Here is an 18,283-nt window from a genome sequence, read left to right on the forward strand (position 1 = left end):
ACCAAGAGTTCAACCAAAATTTGTCATGAATGCAACCATTAACGTCGTATGTTGTAAGTGGAAGACGCTTGCAAATGGAGAAGTACCATTAATGTTACGTATCTGTAAGGATGGTAAGAAGAAGTATCAGAGTTTGGGAATTTCTATTCCTGTTAAGTATTGGGACTTTACTAGAAATAGGCTTAAACCTAGTTGCCCAAATAGAGAATACATTCAGAAGATAATCCTCAATAAGCAGGCAGAACTTCAGCAACGAATGTTAGAATTAAAATCAGATGACAGGGAGTATACCGCCAATATGCTTCTTCTCAATGATACAGATAAGACAGTTAAACATAAGACAGTTGGTGAGTTCTATCAGGATTTAATAAAACAATATGCAGATGAGAGTAAATGTGGCAATAGACTCATTTATAAATCTTCATATAATTCTCTTTATACCTTCACTAAAGGTAATTTAGATATTCCATTCAGCGCAATTAACCCTTCATGGCTTTGTAATTATGAGAAATGGTTACGTTCTAAAGGTAACAAAGAGACAACTATGAGTTTGATGTTACGTACTTTACGTAGTACATATAATAAGGCTATTGAGAATAAATATGCACGTAAATCAGACTATCCTTTCAATGAATACAAGATTGGTAAATTTGATGTCAGCACAGAGAAGAGGGCTATAGCCAAAGCTGATATAATGAAGCTGACAGCCGATATATCTTCTGTTGGTAAGCGACAATACGTACAATTAAGTAAGGATATATTCATGTTTAGTTATTTATGTGGTGGAATCAATTTTACTGATATTGCCAATTTAACAAGTAAGAACATTGTTGACGGCAAGAGGTTACATTATATACGGCAGAAGACAGGTAAACTTATTAAGTTGGGATTATCTGATGCAGCTTTAAGAATTATTGAACGGTATGCCCCTAATAGTCATGGATATTTATTTCCCATTCTAAATGTAGAAGTACATAAGACAGCATTGCAGAAACAGAATAGAATCCATAAGATATTAAGTAAGGTTAACAGTAATCTTAAATTAATAGCTACACAATCAGGACTTGATATTAACTTAACTACTTATGTAGCTCGTCACTCGTTTGCGACTGTATTGAAGAAATCAGGAGTAAATATTGCATTAATAAGTGAAGCGCTAGGACATTCTGATTTAGCAACAACACAAGTATACCTTGATAGTTTCGATAACGAACAGATAGATGATGCAATGAAGAACTTATTATAGTACATTCAATTAATCCCACTTGTAATTATTGCAGGTGGGATTATTCTTGTTAACTTTACAGCGCCAACATTATGAAGCGATATGAGAGATTACATACTACCAATTCCAGAATTAAAGAAGATAGAACCCATACTCATGGAATACTTTGGCTATAAGCGTGCCATGTTTGAGAATGAACTGTCAGCTACTTACTACCATGAATATCCCAACGGAATCAGTGAAGATGTTTGTAAGAACTACATGACAGACTATTCATTTCTAAATACTATCGCAGTAGATAACGGAGTATTTGATTATAAACGGTATGCTCCCAAACCCACTTCTACCAGTAAGGCGTTTAATCCAAGTAGCTTCATTATAGATTCAGAACACAATATACTTATCACTCTGCCAAGTGATAATTTATTGGAACGGCTGATTGATTTATTACAGAAGCATGGTGAAACTGACAACGACGGAGTAATTGGAATAAGTATGCTTGTTGTAGCTGCCATATATGAGAAGTATAAGAATGGTGAACTTTACACAGAAGTTACCATATCAGAGAACACACTGCCTTATCTGGAACAAGTCCGTCCAGAAATGCTAAAGCTATATGAGTTGCTGAATACCAAGAGATACTCACCTTCCAAGAAGAAGGAGCTAAGGGTATTCAGTCCTATAACCATTGATAACGGAGTTAAGAAGATTACTCTTGATAACTCTTGCTATTGGCTGACTGATTTATTGGATAACTACCTTCACATCTATTTAGGAGTAAATAGTTTGGAAGAAGCCCAACAGGAATTGAAGGAAGTATATTCACAGAAGAAGGGTAGGAAAGCCAATAATGCAGCCCATAATCTAATCATGTACGGTACATTCCACCTGTTACAAAGATATTCCGCATTAAAGACCAAGAGTGAACAGATACGCATGACTTTAGGCTACATGGAATTATTATTTGAAACAGGCAGTTTCAATAATGATGAGAACTACACCAATGCAGCAATAGCCTATTTGGTGAAACAAGGCTATAAACCGCAATGGAAGACCAAACAGACAGAAGACTACAATTTCTCACCCAATAATCAGTCTACAGAACATCTCTGGTAATTAATAATCCACCAATCCTTACAGACTACCATGTAATCACGTGGTAGTTATTTTTATGTCTTTAAATTAGCTAATTCATTGATATTCTTATATCTAAAGAATGCACACAAAATCGCCTTCTATTCTTTATAACACACCTTCCGACTATTCCTCACCTTTGCAATGTCAAACGAGAGCATTGAATAACTGACAAGACAAGTTCCTAAAGAATAGAGCTGAAATCAGAGCTTATTCTTTATAAGACAGCAGTTAGGATAGCAGTAGTTTTGCACCGCAATCAAACGTTAAGGGTGCACACTTAACCGGAGGTTGCAATAATTATTAACCATTTAAAACTTAAAGAATATGACAGCAGAATTAACCAAAGCAACAGAGAACGTAAACACAGTATCTAACATTAAAACAATAACAACCATGTGCACCAAAGATTTAAAGAAGCGTCTTGCTAAAGAAGAGAGAGACTTAAAGAGCTTAATCAACAAGAGAATGAATGACACTATCATCAATGCCCAACGGGAAATTATAGCCCAATTGCAACAGGAGATTGCACAGGTTGAAAGCAAGAAGCTGGCATCTACCGTAGCTTTGAATGATGATGTAATCACGTTCAGACTGGCTAAGGACGGTAAGGAAGTGTCAAAGAAGATAGCTTTGGTTAAGAATAACAGGGTTATCAACTCTAAGAAAGTGGATGAGTTCATCGCCATTATTGACAATGGCAAGTATGAAGAAGCCTACCCAATCATTGTAGCGGAAGCCAAAGCATTGATAGAAGCAGGATATACTGTAACGGACATCAACGGCAGAGAGTTAAGTGCAGAGGAAGCAGAAGGCTACTATGTGATTCTGGACGGACAGCACAGAGGTACTGCATTTGCCAAGTTAAACGCAATCAAGGGCGGCATAGTCATTCCTAATGTATTTGTCAAAGAAGTTAAGAATATAGGAGAATATCTGGTAAACATCAACACTGTTGGTAACTGGGACAAGAAAGACAGACTGACAGTAGCCGCTCTGACATCAGAAGAAGCATTGTTCAAGAATATGGCAGAACTTATCAAAGAGGGATTCAATCCTACAACGGCAGGTTTGGTTTATACAAGGAAGAGCATATCAGAGAAAGCTCTTGACAAGGTATTGAAGGGTGAAGAGTACAAGCTGCCTAAAGGTACGACAATTGAAATTGAGAGGGGAAATAAATTCATTACACTTTGTAAAGCCGCCCACCTCACAGTCTCCTTCCTCACAAAGCGATACTTCATTAAAGGCTTTAACAGTTACGCTAAGATAAATGGTGAGGAGCAGGCATTTGAAGCATTGGATAAATTGAAGGCTCTGAATCTGAATGAAGAGAGACTGAAACAGGTCAAAGAAGAGGATGACTTCCAAGTAATGCTTAAAGAAGCACTGGAAGCCTAACTCCAATCAAACAGAGAGCCTATGTGACAGGTAGGCTCTACCAATAACAAATTATTAATATTAAATACAATAAAGATATGAAGACAAGATTTTTAGCTTCGTGCAGAAGCAATGCTACAATCAACTACTCAATGACTAACTTGTTCAAGCCTGCCTATCTTTACAGGTTTTACTGTTTATCATTATGTAGAGATGATTGGTACAATGTTAGAATTACATTGGATGAACTAAAGAGTTTGACTGGCGACAAGTCTGTAAATGGATTCAATAATAAATTCAGAGAGTTCTTAGATATTAAACCGTACTATGCAAATAATGGATTTGCATACAAGAGTAAACGTAATGTGTATCATATCCCACCTATGGAACTTAAATGTATAACATTATCCAGAGAATTTGTTAACGTAGAATTGAGTGTTGAGGCTAAGGGTTTATTTATCCAACTTATATTACTATCCAAATATGGCAATATAGAACTTACTAAAGCTAATATAATCAAGACTTTAAGAATGGATAGAAAGACTTATGACAAGTACATCAGTGAATTGCTTAGCAAGCTCGTTTCTTATAATGGAAACAAATTAGTTCTCCACACTGACGGAATTTTACTTGAGAATGACTTTAAAGGGCAGAAGAAGTCAAGTGCAAGAGAACGGGGATGCTGTGAACTACCCAATATAACTCTGAACTCCAGTAAAGACGAATAGAGGGGATAAATAGTGCTATATTATATAATTAATAAGGCACATAATTTCCCCATTATCAGACAGCCAGTATATTAATAGACATTTCTACTGATTATTTATTGGCGGAAGGTAGCCATACTGATATTATATGCACATAATACGCTTCTGAAGTCTGATTAATGGGAAACAGGGGAAAATACATCTTATATTATATAATTAATAATGAGATGAATTTCCCCACCACCTATGGTATATGAACGTTATATGCTTATGAAGTCAAATTAATAATGATAGAGACAGCATTTGATAAGAATACTACCTTTTAATGAGATTTATATTATAAGGTTGGGGATTTTATCCCTCTACACATATATCTAAATTACTTCTTTAGTCTGATTTGAGTATCAATAAAATACAAGTCCTTGTCAATACCGTACAGCACATTGTTGGGAACAGCATCAAACACTTCATATTGGTCGTTATGGAACTCGTCTATATAATCCATTTCAAAGCCAAGCGCTTCCATGTATTCAACAATTTCATCTTCTGTTGCTTCCCGTTCTGCCAATATGTAAGGTTGTGTGAGAACTGCACTGAACTCTTGGCGGCTGTTATAAGAGAAGCCAATCATCTGATAGGGTACATTACTAAAGAACTTATTGTGTGCGTTAATGCGAATGAAGAAGTTCTCCAAATCATCTCCTGCATACTCAAAGTTGTTCAGTTTGATAACAGACGATTTACCGTCATGGAACACTTCATTCTCACCGCCCTTATCCATGTAGGTTATATTGAGGGGTGACAAGTCAATCCATAAGTTGTTGGCGTTGGCAAATTCTATCAGTTCTTTAATTTGCCTTCCCTTATAGCTCTCTGTTGGTTCAACTTCTCCTGTTGCTTCCTTACTTCTTCCGGTGATACAGGCTGCTTGCTCCAAGAGATTATTGATTGGCGGGTACGCTCTATCCATTGCTTGTGAAATTCATTTATATATTCCATAATTCATATAATTATGAGTTTATGCAAATGTAGCCAATCTATTTGAATCTGACAATATAAAGATGTATTAGTGTACTACCTTTTAATGAGATTTATTTATATTATATGCCCAAACCCAAATTTGGTAGTATCTAAAATCATACCCCCGCCCTTTAGATTTAGGTCGTGTTTCTATTTAGACTTTACGCAGTGATAGAGTGAAATATTTGATTTGTCAGTAAGCGTATAAGTACATATATATCATACACAAGCCGCTCATGTTACGCCTAACACCCCATACCGAATCATTAGGAGAAATGAAAGGATAACATGAATCGCTATTCAGCCCACAAACGCTTTGAATTTCTGAAATATGCGGACTTATCAACGATTTGTATATGTCTACATATAAAGATGCACAAAGATAAGTGAATGAATAGTACTTCATGTTAAGCCCTCATTTTGTCCTCAAATGCAGTATTTACTAATCATATTAACTTAATAATTTATCAGATTATGGAATCAACATTACAGATTATGCCAGTGCAGAGAATTAGTAGAAACTTTGGTGAATATGCAGAAGAAGCGGTAATAATTGAAGAGCCTGTTATTAAGCAGAAACGCCCGTTATTTATTGAAGCCAATACGATTGAAGCCAGTTTGGAACATCTAAGGAATGATTGCATTATCCCTGTATTTGCCAAAGATAACGAAGCTACATTATCTCATGTGGCTTTTATCGAAGCGGTACAGGATGCAACCAATACACTCTTTAGCGGTGAACAAATTGAATCGCCAGATATTCGTATTTCTCATGTAATCAAAGGCAGGATTCCCGAAGCAATTCATAAGCCCGCCAATCAGTTATTAGAGAGTGACAAGACTATCTACTACGAGAGGTGCGCTTTTGTTATTGAAGTTCCTACTATCTATGAGACAGTACATGGTAACAGGCTAACACTTGCTATTGGCGGTGTCAGAGCTTATAACCATACCAATCTTTATTCAAAGAAAGGTGCGGAACGCTTTAAAGTGTTTATTGGCTTTACTTGTAAGGTTTGCACAAATCTATGTGTATCTACAGACGGTTATCTTAGTTGCTTGGAAGTTACCAATACAAGGGATTTATATCAAGCGGTATTGGAGATGTTCCACAAATACGATGCAGCCAAGCACATACATTTGATGCAGTCTTTAGGCAATACCAGTATGACAGAGCATCAGTTCTGCCAACTATTAGGCAGAATGAGACTTTATCAGTCATTACCGCAAGGCTATCAAAAGGATATACCAAGAATGCTACTTACTGATACACAGGTTAACAATGTGGCTAAAGCGTATATCAATGACGAGAACTTTGGCAGCTTGGGAAATGACTTGTCCATGTGGAAGTTCTACAACTTACTCACAGGTGCAAATAAGAGTAGCTATATAGATTCATTCTTGGATAGAGCCTATAATGCTACAGAACTTGCAACGGGTATATGTTCCGCTTTACACGGTGATGACAAATACCAATGGTTTCTTAGTTAGTGGTATTATACAGTATTTAATAGGGGACATCCATATAATAAGGGTGTCCCTTAATTTATTCATTACTTAATTAATAATTAAAGATTTATGTTAGTAGCATTATTCGCTGTTATATTTTGGACTATTATGTTCTTTATTGCATGTGCAGTTTCACCTATTGTATTCTTCTTCATGATTATTTGGACTATATATCAATATTTCAAATTATTATGTTGAGGTAGTACATGAAGTACTAATAAGGGTATCTATATACTATTATATAGGTACTCTTGCTATTTATAAACCTCTTAAATATTATAAATATGGTAATAGAAGGCAGTCGCGAATACAAGGCAGCGCAAGAACTTGAAAGAGCCTTGAACGATTATAGTTGGAATCCCCAAAGGTTTGCAGAGAGTACAAGGTGTTATCACCGTACACTACAGCAGGAATTAATAAAGACCATTGTGGAGATTATTCGCATGGTTGGTAGTAAGGACTATGGTACAGACCTTAGGAATCAGGCATCACACGAACTTTGTCAACGGATAGTTGATAGTGGCGTGTTGGATGAAGCTCACCTACCTTTTATATAGGTTGAATGAAGTAAGGACATTATTTACTTAGTGTCCTTGCTTTATAATATTCACTTCTTCTATTAGTGAATGTTTAGCTAATAATCAGCAAGTTAGATATTCCAGTTTAAAATTAATATTCACTTATATTAGTTTCACTATAAATCAGAACGTTATGTCACTTAAATATTCAAGTACAACAGCAGATTATCTGCAATGGAGCGAAGCAATGAACTTAATAAGAAAATTGGCAAGGGATAGTAATTATAAGATGTCACTTCTTATTGCTTTAGGTTGCTTCACAGGTTTAAGAATTTCTGATATTCTTGCTTTGAGGTGGAATCAGATATTAGATGCAGAAGAGTTTACCATTACAGAGATTAAAACAGGGAAGCAAAGGACAATTAGGATTAATATGCAGCTACAGCACCATATCAGAGATTGTTATGAGCATATAAATCCAGTTGGCATAAATGCGCCTGTATTGATAAGTCAGAAGGGGACAGTCTACACAGTTCAAAGAATTAATGTCATGTTGAAGGAGATTAAGAAGAAGTACAGGTTGCATATAGGCAATTTCAGTTGCCATTCTCTTAGGAAGACCTTTGGCAGACAGGTCTATAATATGAACAGTGATAATTCAGAGCTTGCACTTGTCAAGCTCATGGAGCTATTCAATCATTCCAGTGTGTCAATTACTAAGAGATACTTGGGATTAAGGCAAGAGGAATTACTTAATACTTATGATTGTCTTAGCTTCTAAAATTGTGTTGGTATGGAAGTTCAGAATTTCTACTTATATGGGGATTTGGCAAGTTTCATACCAACCTTGAATTATTGAGTAGAGACAGCTCTCAACATTTAATAAACAATAGTTCTTGCAAATTAAACAGCTTTTAGTAACTTTGTAGCAATTTCAGACTTCTATGGAGATAGTTCTGAAAGGACATAGTTAACGAAGAGCGTTTGATATATTATCCTATCATGAAATCTGGACAATTTCAACTACTTAGGATAATAGGCAAGAACGCTCACGTCAGTGTTATATATTCATCTTAAGGGATGAACTATATATTCTTCTGGCGTGGGCTATTGTTTATTATTAAGTAGTGGGCAGTCCAGAGCCTCATGATAGTAATATTCAATAGTTCCCACGCTTCTTGTATGTAGTAGCCAACTATAGGGAACAGGTTGGCAAGATTAAATTTATATCAATTATGAGAACATTGAGATTTATTGGAACGACCTTGTTAATGGTTGTGTTGTGTTTGAACTTTACCGCTTGTGGTGATGATGACGATGATGACCCGTCTAATCCATTGGTTGGAGTATGGCAGAACGATGATGAAGGCGAACATTTAAGGTGGACCTTCCGAAATGACGGAAGCGGAGAAGAGCATTTATTTTATGACGATGATAGTGAATCATACACATATCAGTTTACTTACATCTATGATAGTAAATCCAGTACATTAATAATAAACTATGACGATGATGATACCGACAAATACACTATCAACATTAATGGCAATACTATGACAGCCAAGAATGAGTATGGTACAGAAATTACTTATAAGAAGAAATGAGTATTGAATCTAATAGATTATGATAATGAAGACATTAAGATTTATTGGTATGGCTTTAGTAGCCATTATTATGAGTGTGAACTTTGTAGCTTGTGGTGATGATGATGACGACAAGAGTGGTGATGCTGCCAATTTCATAGGCAAGTGGAAGATTGAAAAGACAAATTACGAAGGTGAAACAGAAGAATGGGATGGTTATCCATACCTTGTGGTAACAGCTTCTAACTTCTATTTTACAGATGAAGCAGGAGCAACTAAATCTGACCATTCGACTTATACCTATGACGCAAAGAATAAGGTTATTAATGCCAAGTATGTAAATGGTGGAGAATCTTATACTATCAAGGTCGTTAAACTGACTGATACAGAATTCCAATGGCAATGGGACGAAGATGATAATAACCAATGGACTACCTTCTACTGTAAGAAGGTATAACAAGAATCTTCAATAAAGACGAAAGGCAGCATTGAAGTAACATTCACTTGCTGCCTTATTAATTACCTCCTTCTCTTCTTAACTAATTTATGCTTATCCTTCTTAGCTGAATTTGAGAATAGTTGTTCTAACATTTCCCTTGTAATAGGTAAGTATGTTACTTCTGTGAGTTTGGTTTCTTTAATCTCTTGTGGTAAATAATGAATTGTGTTATTCCTCTTTGGTGTTACTTGCATATTTGTGTAGCAATAAATAGGTTGGTAATTGATTTATCTACAGTAAAGGTACTAAGAAGCAGGGGAAGAACATAATACAAGGAGCGAAGTTTTAAATATTGCAGGGCAGGCATATTTAAATACCACTATTCCAAAGTTTGTAAGGCTGTAAACAAGGAATAGGTGATTAAGCTATTATTGAATGTAGATAATTACCATAGCATTACTAATACTACCTTTTATTGCAGAATATATTAATATAATCCCCCTGTCTATGAAGGGTTGAATAGTTGCATTATAAGTATAATTCATTACCTTTGCAGCGTGGATGAAGTCCGCAAAGAGATTATTAATTTAATTATTAACCATTCTTGGATTTAACTTAGAAGTTCAACCAAGAGTTCAACCATAGATTCTATAAGGAAATCTGTTATTAAAGATAACTATTATAAGCGGTTATAGCTCAGTTGGTTGCCTGCGAAGCCGAAGGCTTTGAAGGCTTTAGAGAGCACTAGCTTCCCAAGCTGGGGGTCGCGAGTTCGAGCCTCGTTTACCGCTCGTTTGAAAATCAGGCAGTTAACTTATGCATACTGTCTGATTTTTTGTTTATTATAATATACAGTTGAGATATAAAGAAAATAATGTATGAAGAATGAGCGCAGTTCGCTCATTTTTCGTATTTTTGCACCCTGTTTTAACACCCGAAAAAATTTAAATAGAAGAATATAATGGCAAAAGAACTGAAAGACCTTACCAAACGTAGTGAAAACTACTCACAGTGGTACAACGATTTGGTGGTAAAAGCTGATTTGGCAGAGCAGTCTGCCGTACGCGGATGTATGGTGATTAAGCCTTACGGATACGCTATTTGGGAGAAAATGCAACGTCAACTGGATGACATGTTCAAAGAGACAGGACACGTAAACGCATATTTCCCGTTATTAATCCCGAAATCATTCCTGAGCCGCGAAGCAGAGCATGTGGAAGGCTTCGCAAAAGAGTGTGCCGTAGTAACACACTATCGTCTGAAAAATGCGGAAGATGGTTCGGGCGTAGTAGTAGACCCTGCTGCTAAATTAGAAGAAGAATTAATTATCCGTCCGACATCGGAAACGATCATTTGGAACACTTATAAGAACTGGATTCAGTCATACCGTGACCTGCCCATCCTTTGCAATCAATGGGCGAACGTTTTCCGTTGGGAGATGCGTACCCGTTTGTTCCTGCGTACTGCTGAATTCTTGTGGCAGGAAGGACATACCGCTCACGCTACCCGTGAAGAAGCGGAAGAAGAAGCTATCAGAATGTTGAATGTGTATGGTGACTTTGCTGAAAAATATATGGCCGTTCCGGTAGTAAAAGGTGTAAAATCAGCTAACGAACGTTTTGCCGGCGCACTTGATACTTACACAATCGAAGCGATGATGCAGGATGGAAAAGCATTGCAAAGTGGTACTTCCCACTTCTTGGGACAGAACTTCGCAAAAGCATTCGACGTTCAGTTTGTTAATAAAGAAAACAAGTTGGAGTATGTTTGGGCTACTTCATGGGGTGTTTCCACTCGTTTGATGGGTGCATTGATTATGACTCACTCTGACGATAACGGTTTGGTATTACCGCCGCATTTGGCTCCGATTCAGGTAGTCATCGTTCCTATCTATAAGAACGATGACCAACTGAAACAGATTGACGCTAAAGTAGAAGGTATTGTCGCTAAATTGAAAGCATTGGGCATCTCAGTGAAATATGATAATGCAGACAATAAGCGTCCGGGCTTCAAATTTGCGGATTATGAATTGAAGGGTGTTCCTGTTCGTTTGGTAATGGGTGGCCGTGACCTCGAGAACAATACGATGGAAGTGATGCGCCGCGATACGCTGGAAAAAGAAACTATTACGTGCGACGGTATCGAGACATACGTTCAGAACTTGCTTGAAGAAATGCAGGCAAATATCTACAAGAAAGCATTAGACTATCGTAACTCCAAGATTACGACAGTAGATACCTACGACGAATTCAAAGAAAAAATCGAAGAAGGCGGATTTATTCTTGCTCACTGGGACGGAACTACCGAAACAGAAGAAAAGATTAAAGAAGATACAAAAGCTACTATCCGTTGTATCCCGTTCGACTCCTTTGTTCCGGGTGACAAGGAACCGGGTAAATGTATGGTTACAGGTAAACCTTCTGCTTGCCGTGTAGTATTCGCACGTTCTTATTAAGCTTATAGAAAGTAAATCTGATAGAATCAAAAGTCGGGAATCAGTAATGGTTTCCGACTTTTTTTATGCCCATTTCAGTTTTATTTCAGAAATATCCCTTTTCTTTGTAATGCATTTATAAAGAAAGGAGAAAGAACAATGAAGATATTGATTGTAGAAGACGAGCCGTCGTTAAGGGAACTGATCCAATGTTCACTTGAAAAAGAACGTTATGTTGTGGAAACAGCGGGCGACTTCAATTCAGCGTTACGTAAAATTGAGGATTACGACTATGATTGTATCTTGCTGGATATTATGCTGCCGGATGGAAGCGGGCTTGACCTTCTCGAACGATTGAAAGCTCTCCATAAACGGGAAAACGTGATTATCATTTCTGCAAAGGATTCTTTAGAAGATAAAGTCTTGGGGCTTGAGCTCGGAGCGGATGATTACTTACCGAAACCATTTCATTTGGTGGAACTGAATGCCCGGATAAAAAGCGTGATCCGTCGTCATCAACAGGATGGAGAGATTGATATTCGTCAGGGAAATGTCCGGATAGAACCGGATAAATTCCGTGTATTCGTTAATGACCGCGAACTGGAATTGAACAGAAAGGAATATGATATTCTGCTATACTTCATTAACCGTCCCGGAAGATTAATCAATAAAAATACATTGGCCGAATCTGTGTGGGGAGATCATATTGATCAGGTAGATAATTTCGACTTCATATATGCCCAAATCAAGAATCTACGCAAAAAGCTCAAAGATTCGGGCGCAACCCTTGAAATAAAAGCAGTCTACGGATTCGGATATAAATTGATTGTTGAATAAAAAGAGACTATCATCCATGAAATTAATATATTACATCATTCTCCGTATCACTCTTGCTCTGACTCTTATCTTGACTGTCTGGGCTGTTTTCTTTTATGTCACGATGATTGACGAAGTGAATGATGAAGTGGATGATGCCTTGGAAGACTATTCGGAAACAATTATTATCCGTGCGTTGGCAGGCGAGGAACTACCCTCCAAGACTAACGGTTCCAACAATCAGTATTATATGACGGAAGTAAGTAAGGAATATGCGGAAAGTCAGGAAGATATTCAGTACAAGGACTCCATGGTATATATTGAAGAAAAAGGAGAAACCGAACCGGCACGCATTCTTACCACAATCTTTCAGGATGATGAAGGACGATACCATGAACTGACAGTCTCTACTCCCAGTATCGAAAAAGATGATTTGAAAGATGCTATTCAGGTATGGATTATTTTTCTGTATGTGGCTTTACTATTCTGTATTATTATAATTTCGGTGTGGGTATTCTATCGGAACATGCGCCCGCTGTATGTACTTCTTCATTGGTTGGACAATTATCAAACCGGGAAAAAAAATGAACCGTTGAACAATAATACCCAAATTACAGAATTTAGGAAATTGAATGATGCCGCTACCCGTTATGTAGAACGTACAGAACAGATGTTTGAACAGCAAAAACAGTTTATAGGGAATGCTTCGCATGAGATACAGACTCCGCTTGCCATCTGCCGCAACCGATTGGAAATGCTGATGGAAGATGATTCATTATCAGAAAAGCAACTGGAAGAATTGATAAAAACACATCAGACCTTGGAGTACATTACCAAACTGAATAAATCCCTGCTATTACTTACTAAGATAGATAATGGTCAGTTTACCGATGCTAAACAGTTGGAATTTAATATACTTCTCAAACAGTACTTGCAAGACTATAAAGAAGTGTATAACTATCGCAATATAGAAACTTGCATTGAAGAACAAGATATTTTCAATGTTACAATGAATGAATCCCTGGCGGTGGCTTTACTGACAAATCTTCTAAAGAATGCTTTTGTGCATAATGTAGATAGGGGACATATCCGAATAGTTGTGACTAAAAACAATATAACTTTCCGGAATACAGGAGTAGAGCATCCGTTGGACAAGGAACATATCTTTGAGCGTTTCTATCAAGGTGCCAAGAAGGAAGGTTCTACCGGATTGGGATTGGCAATAGCCGAATCCATCTGTCGCTTGCAGCATCTTACCCTACGGTATTACTACGAACAGGGAGAACATTGCTTTGAGATTTCTAAATAGGACTTGATTCTCTCCATAAAAGAATCCCCTTATTTAAATCATATTGCAGATAAGCGTGATTTAAACAAGGGGAATTTCATTAGAATTAAATTGTACGATAGTTATCGGGAACGGATTTCCCTTCTCATAAACATACTATACGAAATTGCAAAACAGATAACAGTCGCTGCAATCAATCCGGTCAGTTGCGGCCAAACGACCAAAAGGCTTTGTCCTAAAGGTAGAGGACTTGGAATAGCTCCCTGTACCTGTTCCATAGTCAGTGGGCCGAGACTTCTGACAGAAGGCATCAACAATGTCGTAGTAGCTTCATTAAACAGTTCGCTCGGTGCCAGACGCATCAAACCAAGAATAAACTTCTGATAACTGATTATCTGATAAGGCGATGCCATTTCCGACGGACTCAGCCCTTTTGCCACCAAATTCACAATCATCGTATAGAATATGCTGAAAAATAGCCATACGGCTACCGATGCCAGTGCTGAAGTAGCAGCCTGACGAAAACGAAGTGAAAACAGAATAGCCAGATTCAACCAGAAGGCAACATAGAAAATGCTTGTTATAATGAAGAAAACAATTCTCCAGAATTCTTCTGCCGTAGGAGGAATACCAATGGCAACCAGTCCGAATCCCATTACTAAAAAGCCCAGTACAAACAGCATGATACCAATGACTATTAAAGCAGCCACGAACTTGGCATTAATAATACAATCACGATGAATAGGCTGGGAGAGCATACGGCTTAATGTTCCCTTATTCTGCTCGGAATTAACAGCATCAAAACCTAAAGCAATTCCCAACAATGGCCCCAGGAAGTTGATAAACAACACAAAAGAGGGAAGAGTCCCGTCCGATGCCGTGAATAACTTCAGGAATAGGAATGAACCGTCCGGATCATTAGGTTTTATGGCTGCACCTATATTGGTGAGCGCCGTATATAACGACCCCATACAAGTGAGTGCTATAATACCAATCAAGATAATGAAACGCCAACTCTTGACATGATCGGCAATTTCTTTGTTGACGATAACCCAAAAAGGATGATTGACTTTATTCATGTCTTTCTCCTCCTTCCTCAAAATAATGGTTATAAATATCAGACAATTCCTGTTTCTTTTCTTTCAGTTCTGCCATATCAATCAAAGCCAGTAATTTGCCGCTACTGAACAACCCCACCCGGTCACAAACTTTCTGTACCTGATCCAAATGATGGGACGAAAACAGCACAGTCAAGCCCTCTTTTTTGCTTAACCAATGAATCAATTCGATAAACTCCTGAACACCCGCATGGTCAATACCTGAAGTCGGTTCGTCCAAAATAATAATTTCCGGATTCTTTATTAGTACGTCGGCAAGCCCCAGACGCTGTCTCATTCCCCGGGAATATTTTCCGGTCTTTTTCTTCAACTGGTCTTCAAGGCCTACACGCTTCATCAACTCCATTGCTTTTTCTTTTGCTTCCCCATCAGGAATACCATTCAACCGGGCTGTATAGATCAGATTTTCCGGGCCTGTCATATCATCATAGAATCCTACATCTTCGGGAAGATACCCGATTTTCCTTTTCACCTCGATAGGATGTGTAGTGGAATTTATTCCACAAATTTCGACCGTTCCCGATGTGGGTTCCGTCAATCCCAACATCATTAATATAGTCGTTGATTTTCCGGCACCGTTCGGGCCTAATAATCCGAAAATTTCTCCTTTCTGAATATTCAGGCGAATATGATCTACAGCAGTAAAGTTACCATATTGTTTGGTTAAATCGGTAAGTACGATCACTTGTTCGCCCATATTTACCTCCTTCCATATTTACGGAACAGATAGTAGACAACACCTATGGTAGCAATAATAATAAGTACACCTACCCATCCCCATATCATTGGAGTCTTTACAGCTATCCTGAATTGCGCATCCGCGTTTACTTCAGGGGTCTTGGCCATCATGGTAGTCACATAATCGCCGGGAAGTGCTTTTTTAGAAGCTTTCAATGTAGCCGTCACAGTTGATGTTTCTCCGGCTTTTAACGCATCAATCTTGGAAGGTTCGAAGGTCACTTCCCAGTCTGCCGGCTTATTGGCGGATAATTGGATATCTTTCAGCAATGAAGATCCTGTATTCTTGACTTCCAACTCTATTTTCTTCACATCACCGGCTGTAACGTCTGTACTTAACAGTCCACGTGGAGTAGTCAGCTCCATTTGATAAGAGCCGGTAACAACGACTTCCAATTCTAATTCTGCCGAAGTAGTCCCCGTGGCCGCACGTACCGGAATCTTATAACTGCCGGCTTCGACATTGGCAGGCGGAGTAACATCTATACTTACGTTTTGAGTGCTGTTTGCTTCTACCTGAGCTGAAGTGGCTTGTTTGTAATTGGGTTTAAAAATAACATTCCATCCTCTTGGCGCATTAGCCATCAATGCATATAATTGCTGATCGGCCGTTTGGTTCTTCAAAGTAGCGCTAAAAGTAAAAGTGGATTTGGAGTTTCCCTGCATATTAGGCTGGTCGGTAGTAAACTCCGTCTGATAAGTACCTTTCTGGGCAACAACAATGTCCAATGGAAGTTTCGTTTCTCCGGCATACACAACGAAGTGGTAATTTCCTTTATTTACTTTCAATGGAACTTCGACTTTTAAATTAAAAGTCTTTTTTTCTTTAGGAAGCACGGATAACTGACTCAGACTCCATCCACCGGATTTCATTTCATGTTTCCAACTGCTGCCTAGCCCGCTGACGGAAAGGGTTGCATTCGTCAATTCGTCAGTGTTGTTAATAAGGTCAATGCTGTAATCAATTGATGCTCCGGGTGATACGGAGATTTTTGTGTAAGGTGTGTACAATACCACGCTTTTAGAAATCGAATCATTTGCGCGTGTGTAGTTCATGGGAATCAGTCCCAGTAGAATAGCTAATAATAAGAGATAATTTGTTCTCATAGTCATACAAAAGTTCTTATGGTTATTTAATATGAATATTGCCAAATCTATGGCTGCAAAAATAAGTGATGTGTTTATTAATTGCTACTAAAAGAATTATAAAGAATCTAATTCTGTGGTGAAATTATAGTGACGCTATCTTCATGGGATAGTGACGGTATCCCATAAACATAGTGACGCCATGACGACGGTATAGCGTCACTATAATTTTCGATGATTTTTTTTGCGAAATTTCTCAAAATTCCCAAATCTTTTCAGATTCTGCTCTCATCTTTGCAGTATAAATTAAATGATAATAGTAAAACCAATTAAAAAAACAACGATTATGAAAAAGTTAGTATTCTTATTAGTATGCTTATTTACTTTGCAAACTGTGGCACGTGCAGATGATGACAAGCCCATTCAGGTTACTCAAATGCCACAAGCGGCACAGCAGTTTATCAAACAGCATTTTGCTGACAGCAAAGTGGCTTTGGCAAAGATGGAGAGTGAATTCTTCTATAAAAGTTATGAAGTGATTTTCACGAATGGTAATAAAGTAGAATTTGACAAGAAGGGAGAGTGGACGGAAATAGACTGCAAACATACGGTCGTTCCCACAGCAACGATCCCCACGGCTATCCGGCAATATGTAACGACCAACTATCCTGACGTAAAGGTTCTGAAAATAGAACGCGATAAAAAGGAGTATGAAGTAAAACTTTTCAATCGTACGGAATTGAAGTTTGACTTGAAATTCAACTTGATTGATATTGATAACTAAACCCTCAAAATTCAGACAATGATGAAACTGAAAATTTATACACTTATATTAGCGTTAGGTGCTGCATGGAGCTTGCAAAGCTGTGATAATAATGACGATGATTCCATAGCTGTTCCTGCTGAATTGCAAAATGCCTTTTCATCCAAATATCCGAACGCGGCCAATGTGAAATGGGAGAGCAAGTCAGGATATTATGTAGCGGATTTCTATGATGGATACGAAACGTCTGCATGGTTCACTCAAGATGGGAAGTGGCAGATGACGGAAACGGATATTCCGTATGATGCACTGCCGCAAGCTGTAAAAAATACGATTAATACCACATACCCCGGCCAAGTTGATGATGACGACGCTGAATATGTGGAAGAAGCAACAGGTGACACATACTACTTGATAGATATAGAAAACAGCGAAAAGGATGTGAAGATATCGGCTGACGGACAGATACTTGGTTAATGACTTGTGATGATAATATTCTGAAGTAGTAATAGTTACATCATATAT

Annotated in this window: 17 protein-coding genes, 1 tRNA gene and 1 pseudogene; 15 read left to right on the forward strand and 4 right to left on the reverse strand. The window is 37.8% G+C overall.

Annotated features, from left to right (window positions below):
* Positions 1-25 precede the first annotated feature (25 nt).
* The 4 genes from BQ7997_RS07940 (at position 26) to BQ7997_RS07955 (ending at position 4,467) form a co-directional block, all read left to right on the forward strand.
* Entirely contained in the window at positions 26-1,246 is a 1,221-nt protein-coding gene (locus BQ7997_RS07940) for a site-specific integrase (protein ID WP_073346454.1), read from the forward strand.
* A 135-nt stretch (positions 1,247-1,381) separates the two neighbouring features.
* Positions 1,382-2,341 carry a hypothetical protein gene (locus BQ7997_RS07945; protein ID WP_235817269.1) on the forward strand — a complete coding sequence of 320 codons (960 nt, stop codon included), beginning with the start codon at positions 1,382-1,384 and terminating at the stop codon, positions 2,339-2,341.
* Positions 2,342-2,686: 345 nt separating this feature from the next.
* A complete protein-coding gene (locus BQ7997_RS07950; RefSeq protein WP_073345279.1) occupies positions 2,687-3,760 on the forward strand; it encodes a hypothetical protein in 1,074 nt (357 codons plus the stop codon).
* A 77-nt stretch (positions 3,761-3,837) separates the two neighbouring features.
* Positions 3,838-4,467 (forward strand): hypothetical protein, encoded by a 630-nt coding sequence (locus tag BQ7997_RS07955; protein WP_073345282.1) that lies wholly within the window; start codon positions 3,838-3,840, stop codon positions 4,465-4,467.
* A gap of 358 nt (positions 4,468-4,825) precedes the next feature.
* Here BQ7997_RS07955 and BQ7997_RS07960 read toward each other — a convergent pair whose 3' ends face one another.
* Complete coding sequence (locus BQ7997_RS07960) at positions 4,826-5,416, reverse strand: putative polyvalent protein kinase domain-containing protein (RefSeq protein WP_073345284.1); 591 nt, start codon at positions 5,414-5,416, stop codon at positions 4,826-4,828.
* Between the two features lie 524 nt (positions 5,417-5,940).
* Between BQ7997_RS07960 and BQ7997_RS07970 the strand changes: the two genes are divergently transcribed.
* The 9 genes from BQ7997_RS07970 to BQ7997_RS08005 all read left to right on the forward strand — a co-directional run bounded on the left by BQ7997_RS07970 (position 5,941) and on the right by BQ7997_RS08005 (position 14,074).
* Positions 5,941-6,957: a DUF3871 family protein gene (locus tag BQ7997_RS07970; protein WP_073345291.1), complete on the forward strand. Its 1,017-nt coding sequence runs from the start codon at positions 5,941-5,943 to the stop codon at positions 6,955-6,957.
* 302 nt (positions 6,958-7,259) lie between these two features.
* A complete protein-coding gene (locus BQ7997_RS07975) occupies positions 7,260-7,532 on the forward strand; it encodes a hypothetical protein (protein WP_010536485.1) in 273 nt (90 codons plus the stop codon).
* Between the two features lie 154 nt (positions 7,533-7,686).
* A complete protein-coding gene (locus BQ7997_RS07980; RefSeq protein WP_073345292.1) occupies positions 7,687-8,274 on the forward strand; it encodes a tyrosine-type recombinase/integrase in 588 nt (195 codons plus the stop codon).
* Between the two features lie 454 nt (positions 8,275-8,728).
* Positions 8,729-9,097: a lipocalin family protein gene (locus BQ7997_RS07985; protein WP_073345295.1), complete on the forward strand. Its 369-nt coding sequence runs from the start codon at positions 8,729-8,731 to the stop codon at positions 9,095-9,097.
* Positions 9,098-9,122: 25 nt separating this feature from the next.
* Positions 9,123-9,533 (forward strand): lipocalin-like domain-containing protein, encoded by a 411-nt coding sequence (locus tag BQ7997_RS07990; RefSeq protein WP_159436751.1) that lies wholly within the window; start codon positions 9,123-9,125, stop codon positions 9,531-9,533.
* A gap of 667 nt (positions 9,534-10,200) precedes the next feature.
* Positions 10,201-10,306: transfer RNA gene (locus tag BQ7997_RS25470), tRNA-Gly, on the forward strand.
* Between the two features lie 170 nt (positions 10,307-10,476).
* Positions 10,477-11,970 (forward strand): proline--tRNA ligase, encoded by a 1,494-nt coding sequence (proS, locus tag BQ7997_RS07995; protein ID WP_022138266.1) that lies wholly within the window; start codon positions 10,477-10,479, stop codon positions 11,968-11,970.
* Positions 11,971-12,108: 138 nt separating this feature from the next.
* Positions 12,109-12,786 (forward strand): response regulator transcription factor, encoded by a 678-nt coding sequence (locus tag BQ7997_RS08000; RefSeq protein WP_073345300.1) that lies wholly within the window; start codon positions 12,109-12,111, stop codon positions 12,784-12,786.
* Between the two features lie 16 nt (positions 12,787-12,802).
* The gene (locus tag BQ7997_RS08005; protein ID WP_073345303.1) at positions 12,803-14,074 is read left to right on the forward strand and encodes a sensor histidine kinase; all 1,272 of its coding nucleotides are present in this window, start codon (positions 12,803-12,805) and stop codon (positions 14,072-14,074) included.
* A gap of 101 nt (positions 14,075-14,175) precedes the next feature.
* On the opposite strand, the gene BQ7997_RS08010 is transcribed toward BQ7997_RS08005, so the two are convergent.
* From BQ7997_RS08010 to BQ7997_RS08020, 3 genes are read right to left on the reverse strand one after another with little or no spacing between them, the layout of a single operon-like run.
* Complete coding sequence (locus tag BQ7997_RS08010; RefSeq protein ID WP_044654816.1) at positions 14,176-15,132, reverse strand: ABC transporter permease; 957 nt, start codon at positions 15,130-15,132, stop codon at positions 14,176-14,178.
* Entirely contained in the window at positions 15,125-15,868 is a 744-nt protein-coding gene (locus tag BQ7997_RS08015) for an ABC transporter ATP-binding protein (protein WP_073345305.1), read from the reverse strand. The genes BQ7997_RS08010 and BQ7997_RS08015 overlap by 8 nt, the downstream gene beginning before the upstream one ends.
* Positions 15,869-15,870: 2 nt before the next feature.
* Positions 15,871-17,022 (reverse strand): COG1470 family protein, encoded by a 1,152-nt coding sequence (locus tag BQ7997_RS08020; protein WP_022138261.1) that lies wholly within the window; start codon positions 17,020-17,022, stop codon positions 15,871-15,873.
* A gap of 319 nt (positions 17,023-17,341) precedes the next feature.
* Between BQ7997_RS08020 and BQ7997_RS08025 the strand changes: the two genes are divergently transcribed.
* Complete coding sequence (locus tag BQ7997_RS08025; protein ID WP_073345308.1) at positions 17,342-17,779, forward strand: PepSY-like domain-containing protein; 438 nt, start codon at positions 17,342-17,344, stop codon at positions 17,777-17,779.
* 21 nt (positions 17,780-17,800) lie between these two features.
* A pseudogene (locus tag BQ7997_RS08030) lies at positions 17,801-18,229 on the forward strand (PepSY-like domain-containing protein); the annotation flags it as partial.
* Between the last annotated feature and the right edge of the window lie 54 nt (positions 18,230-18,283).

This window comes from Bacteroides congonensis, from assembly GCF_900130125.1.
Lineage (GTDB): Bacteria > Bacteroidota > Bacteroidia > Bacteroidales > Bacteroidaceae > Bacteroides > Bacteroides congonensis.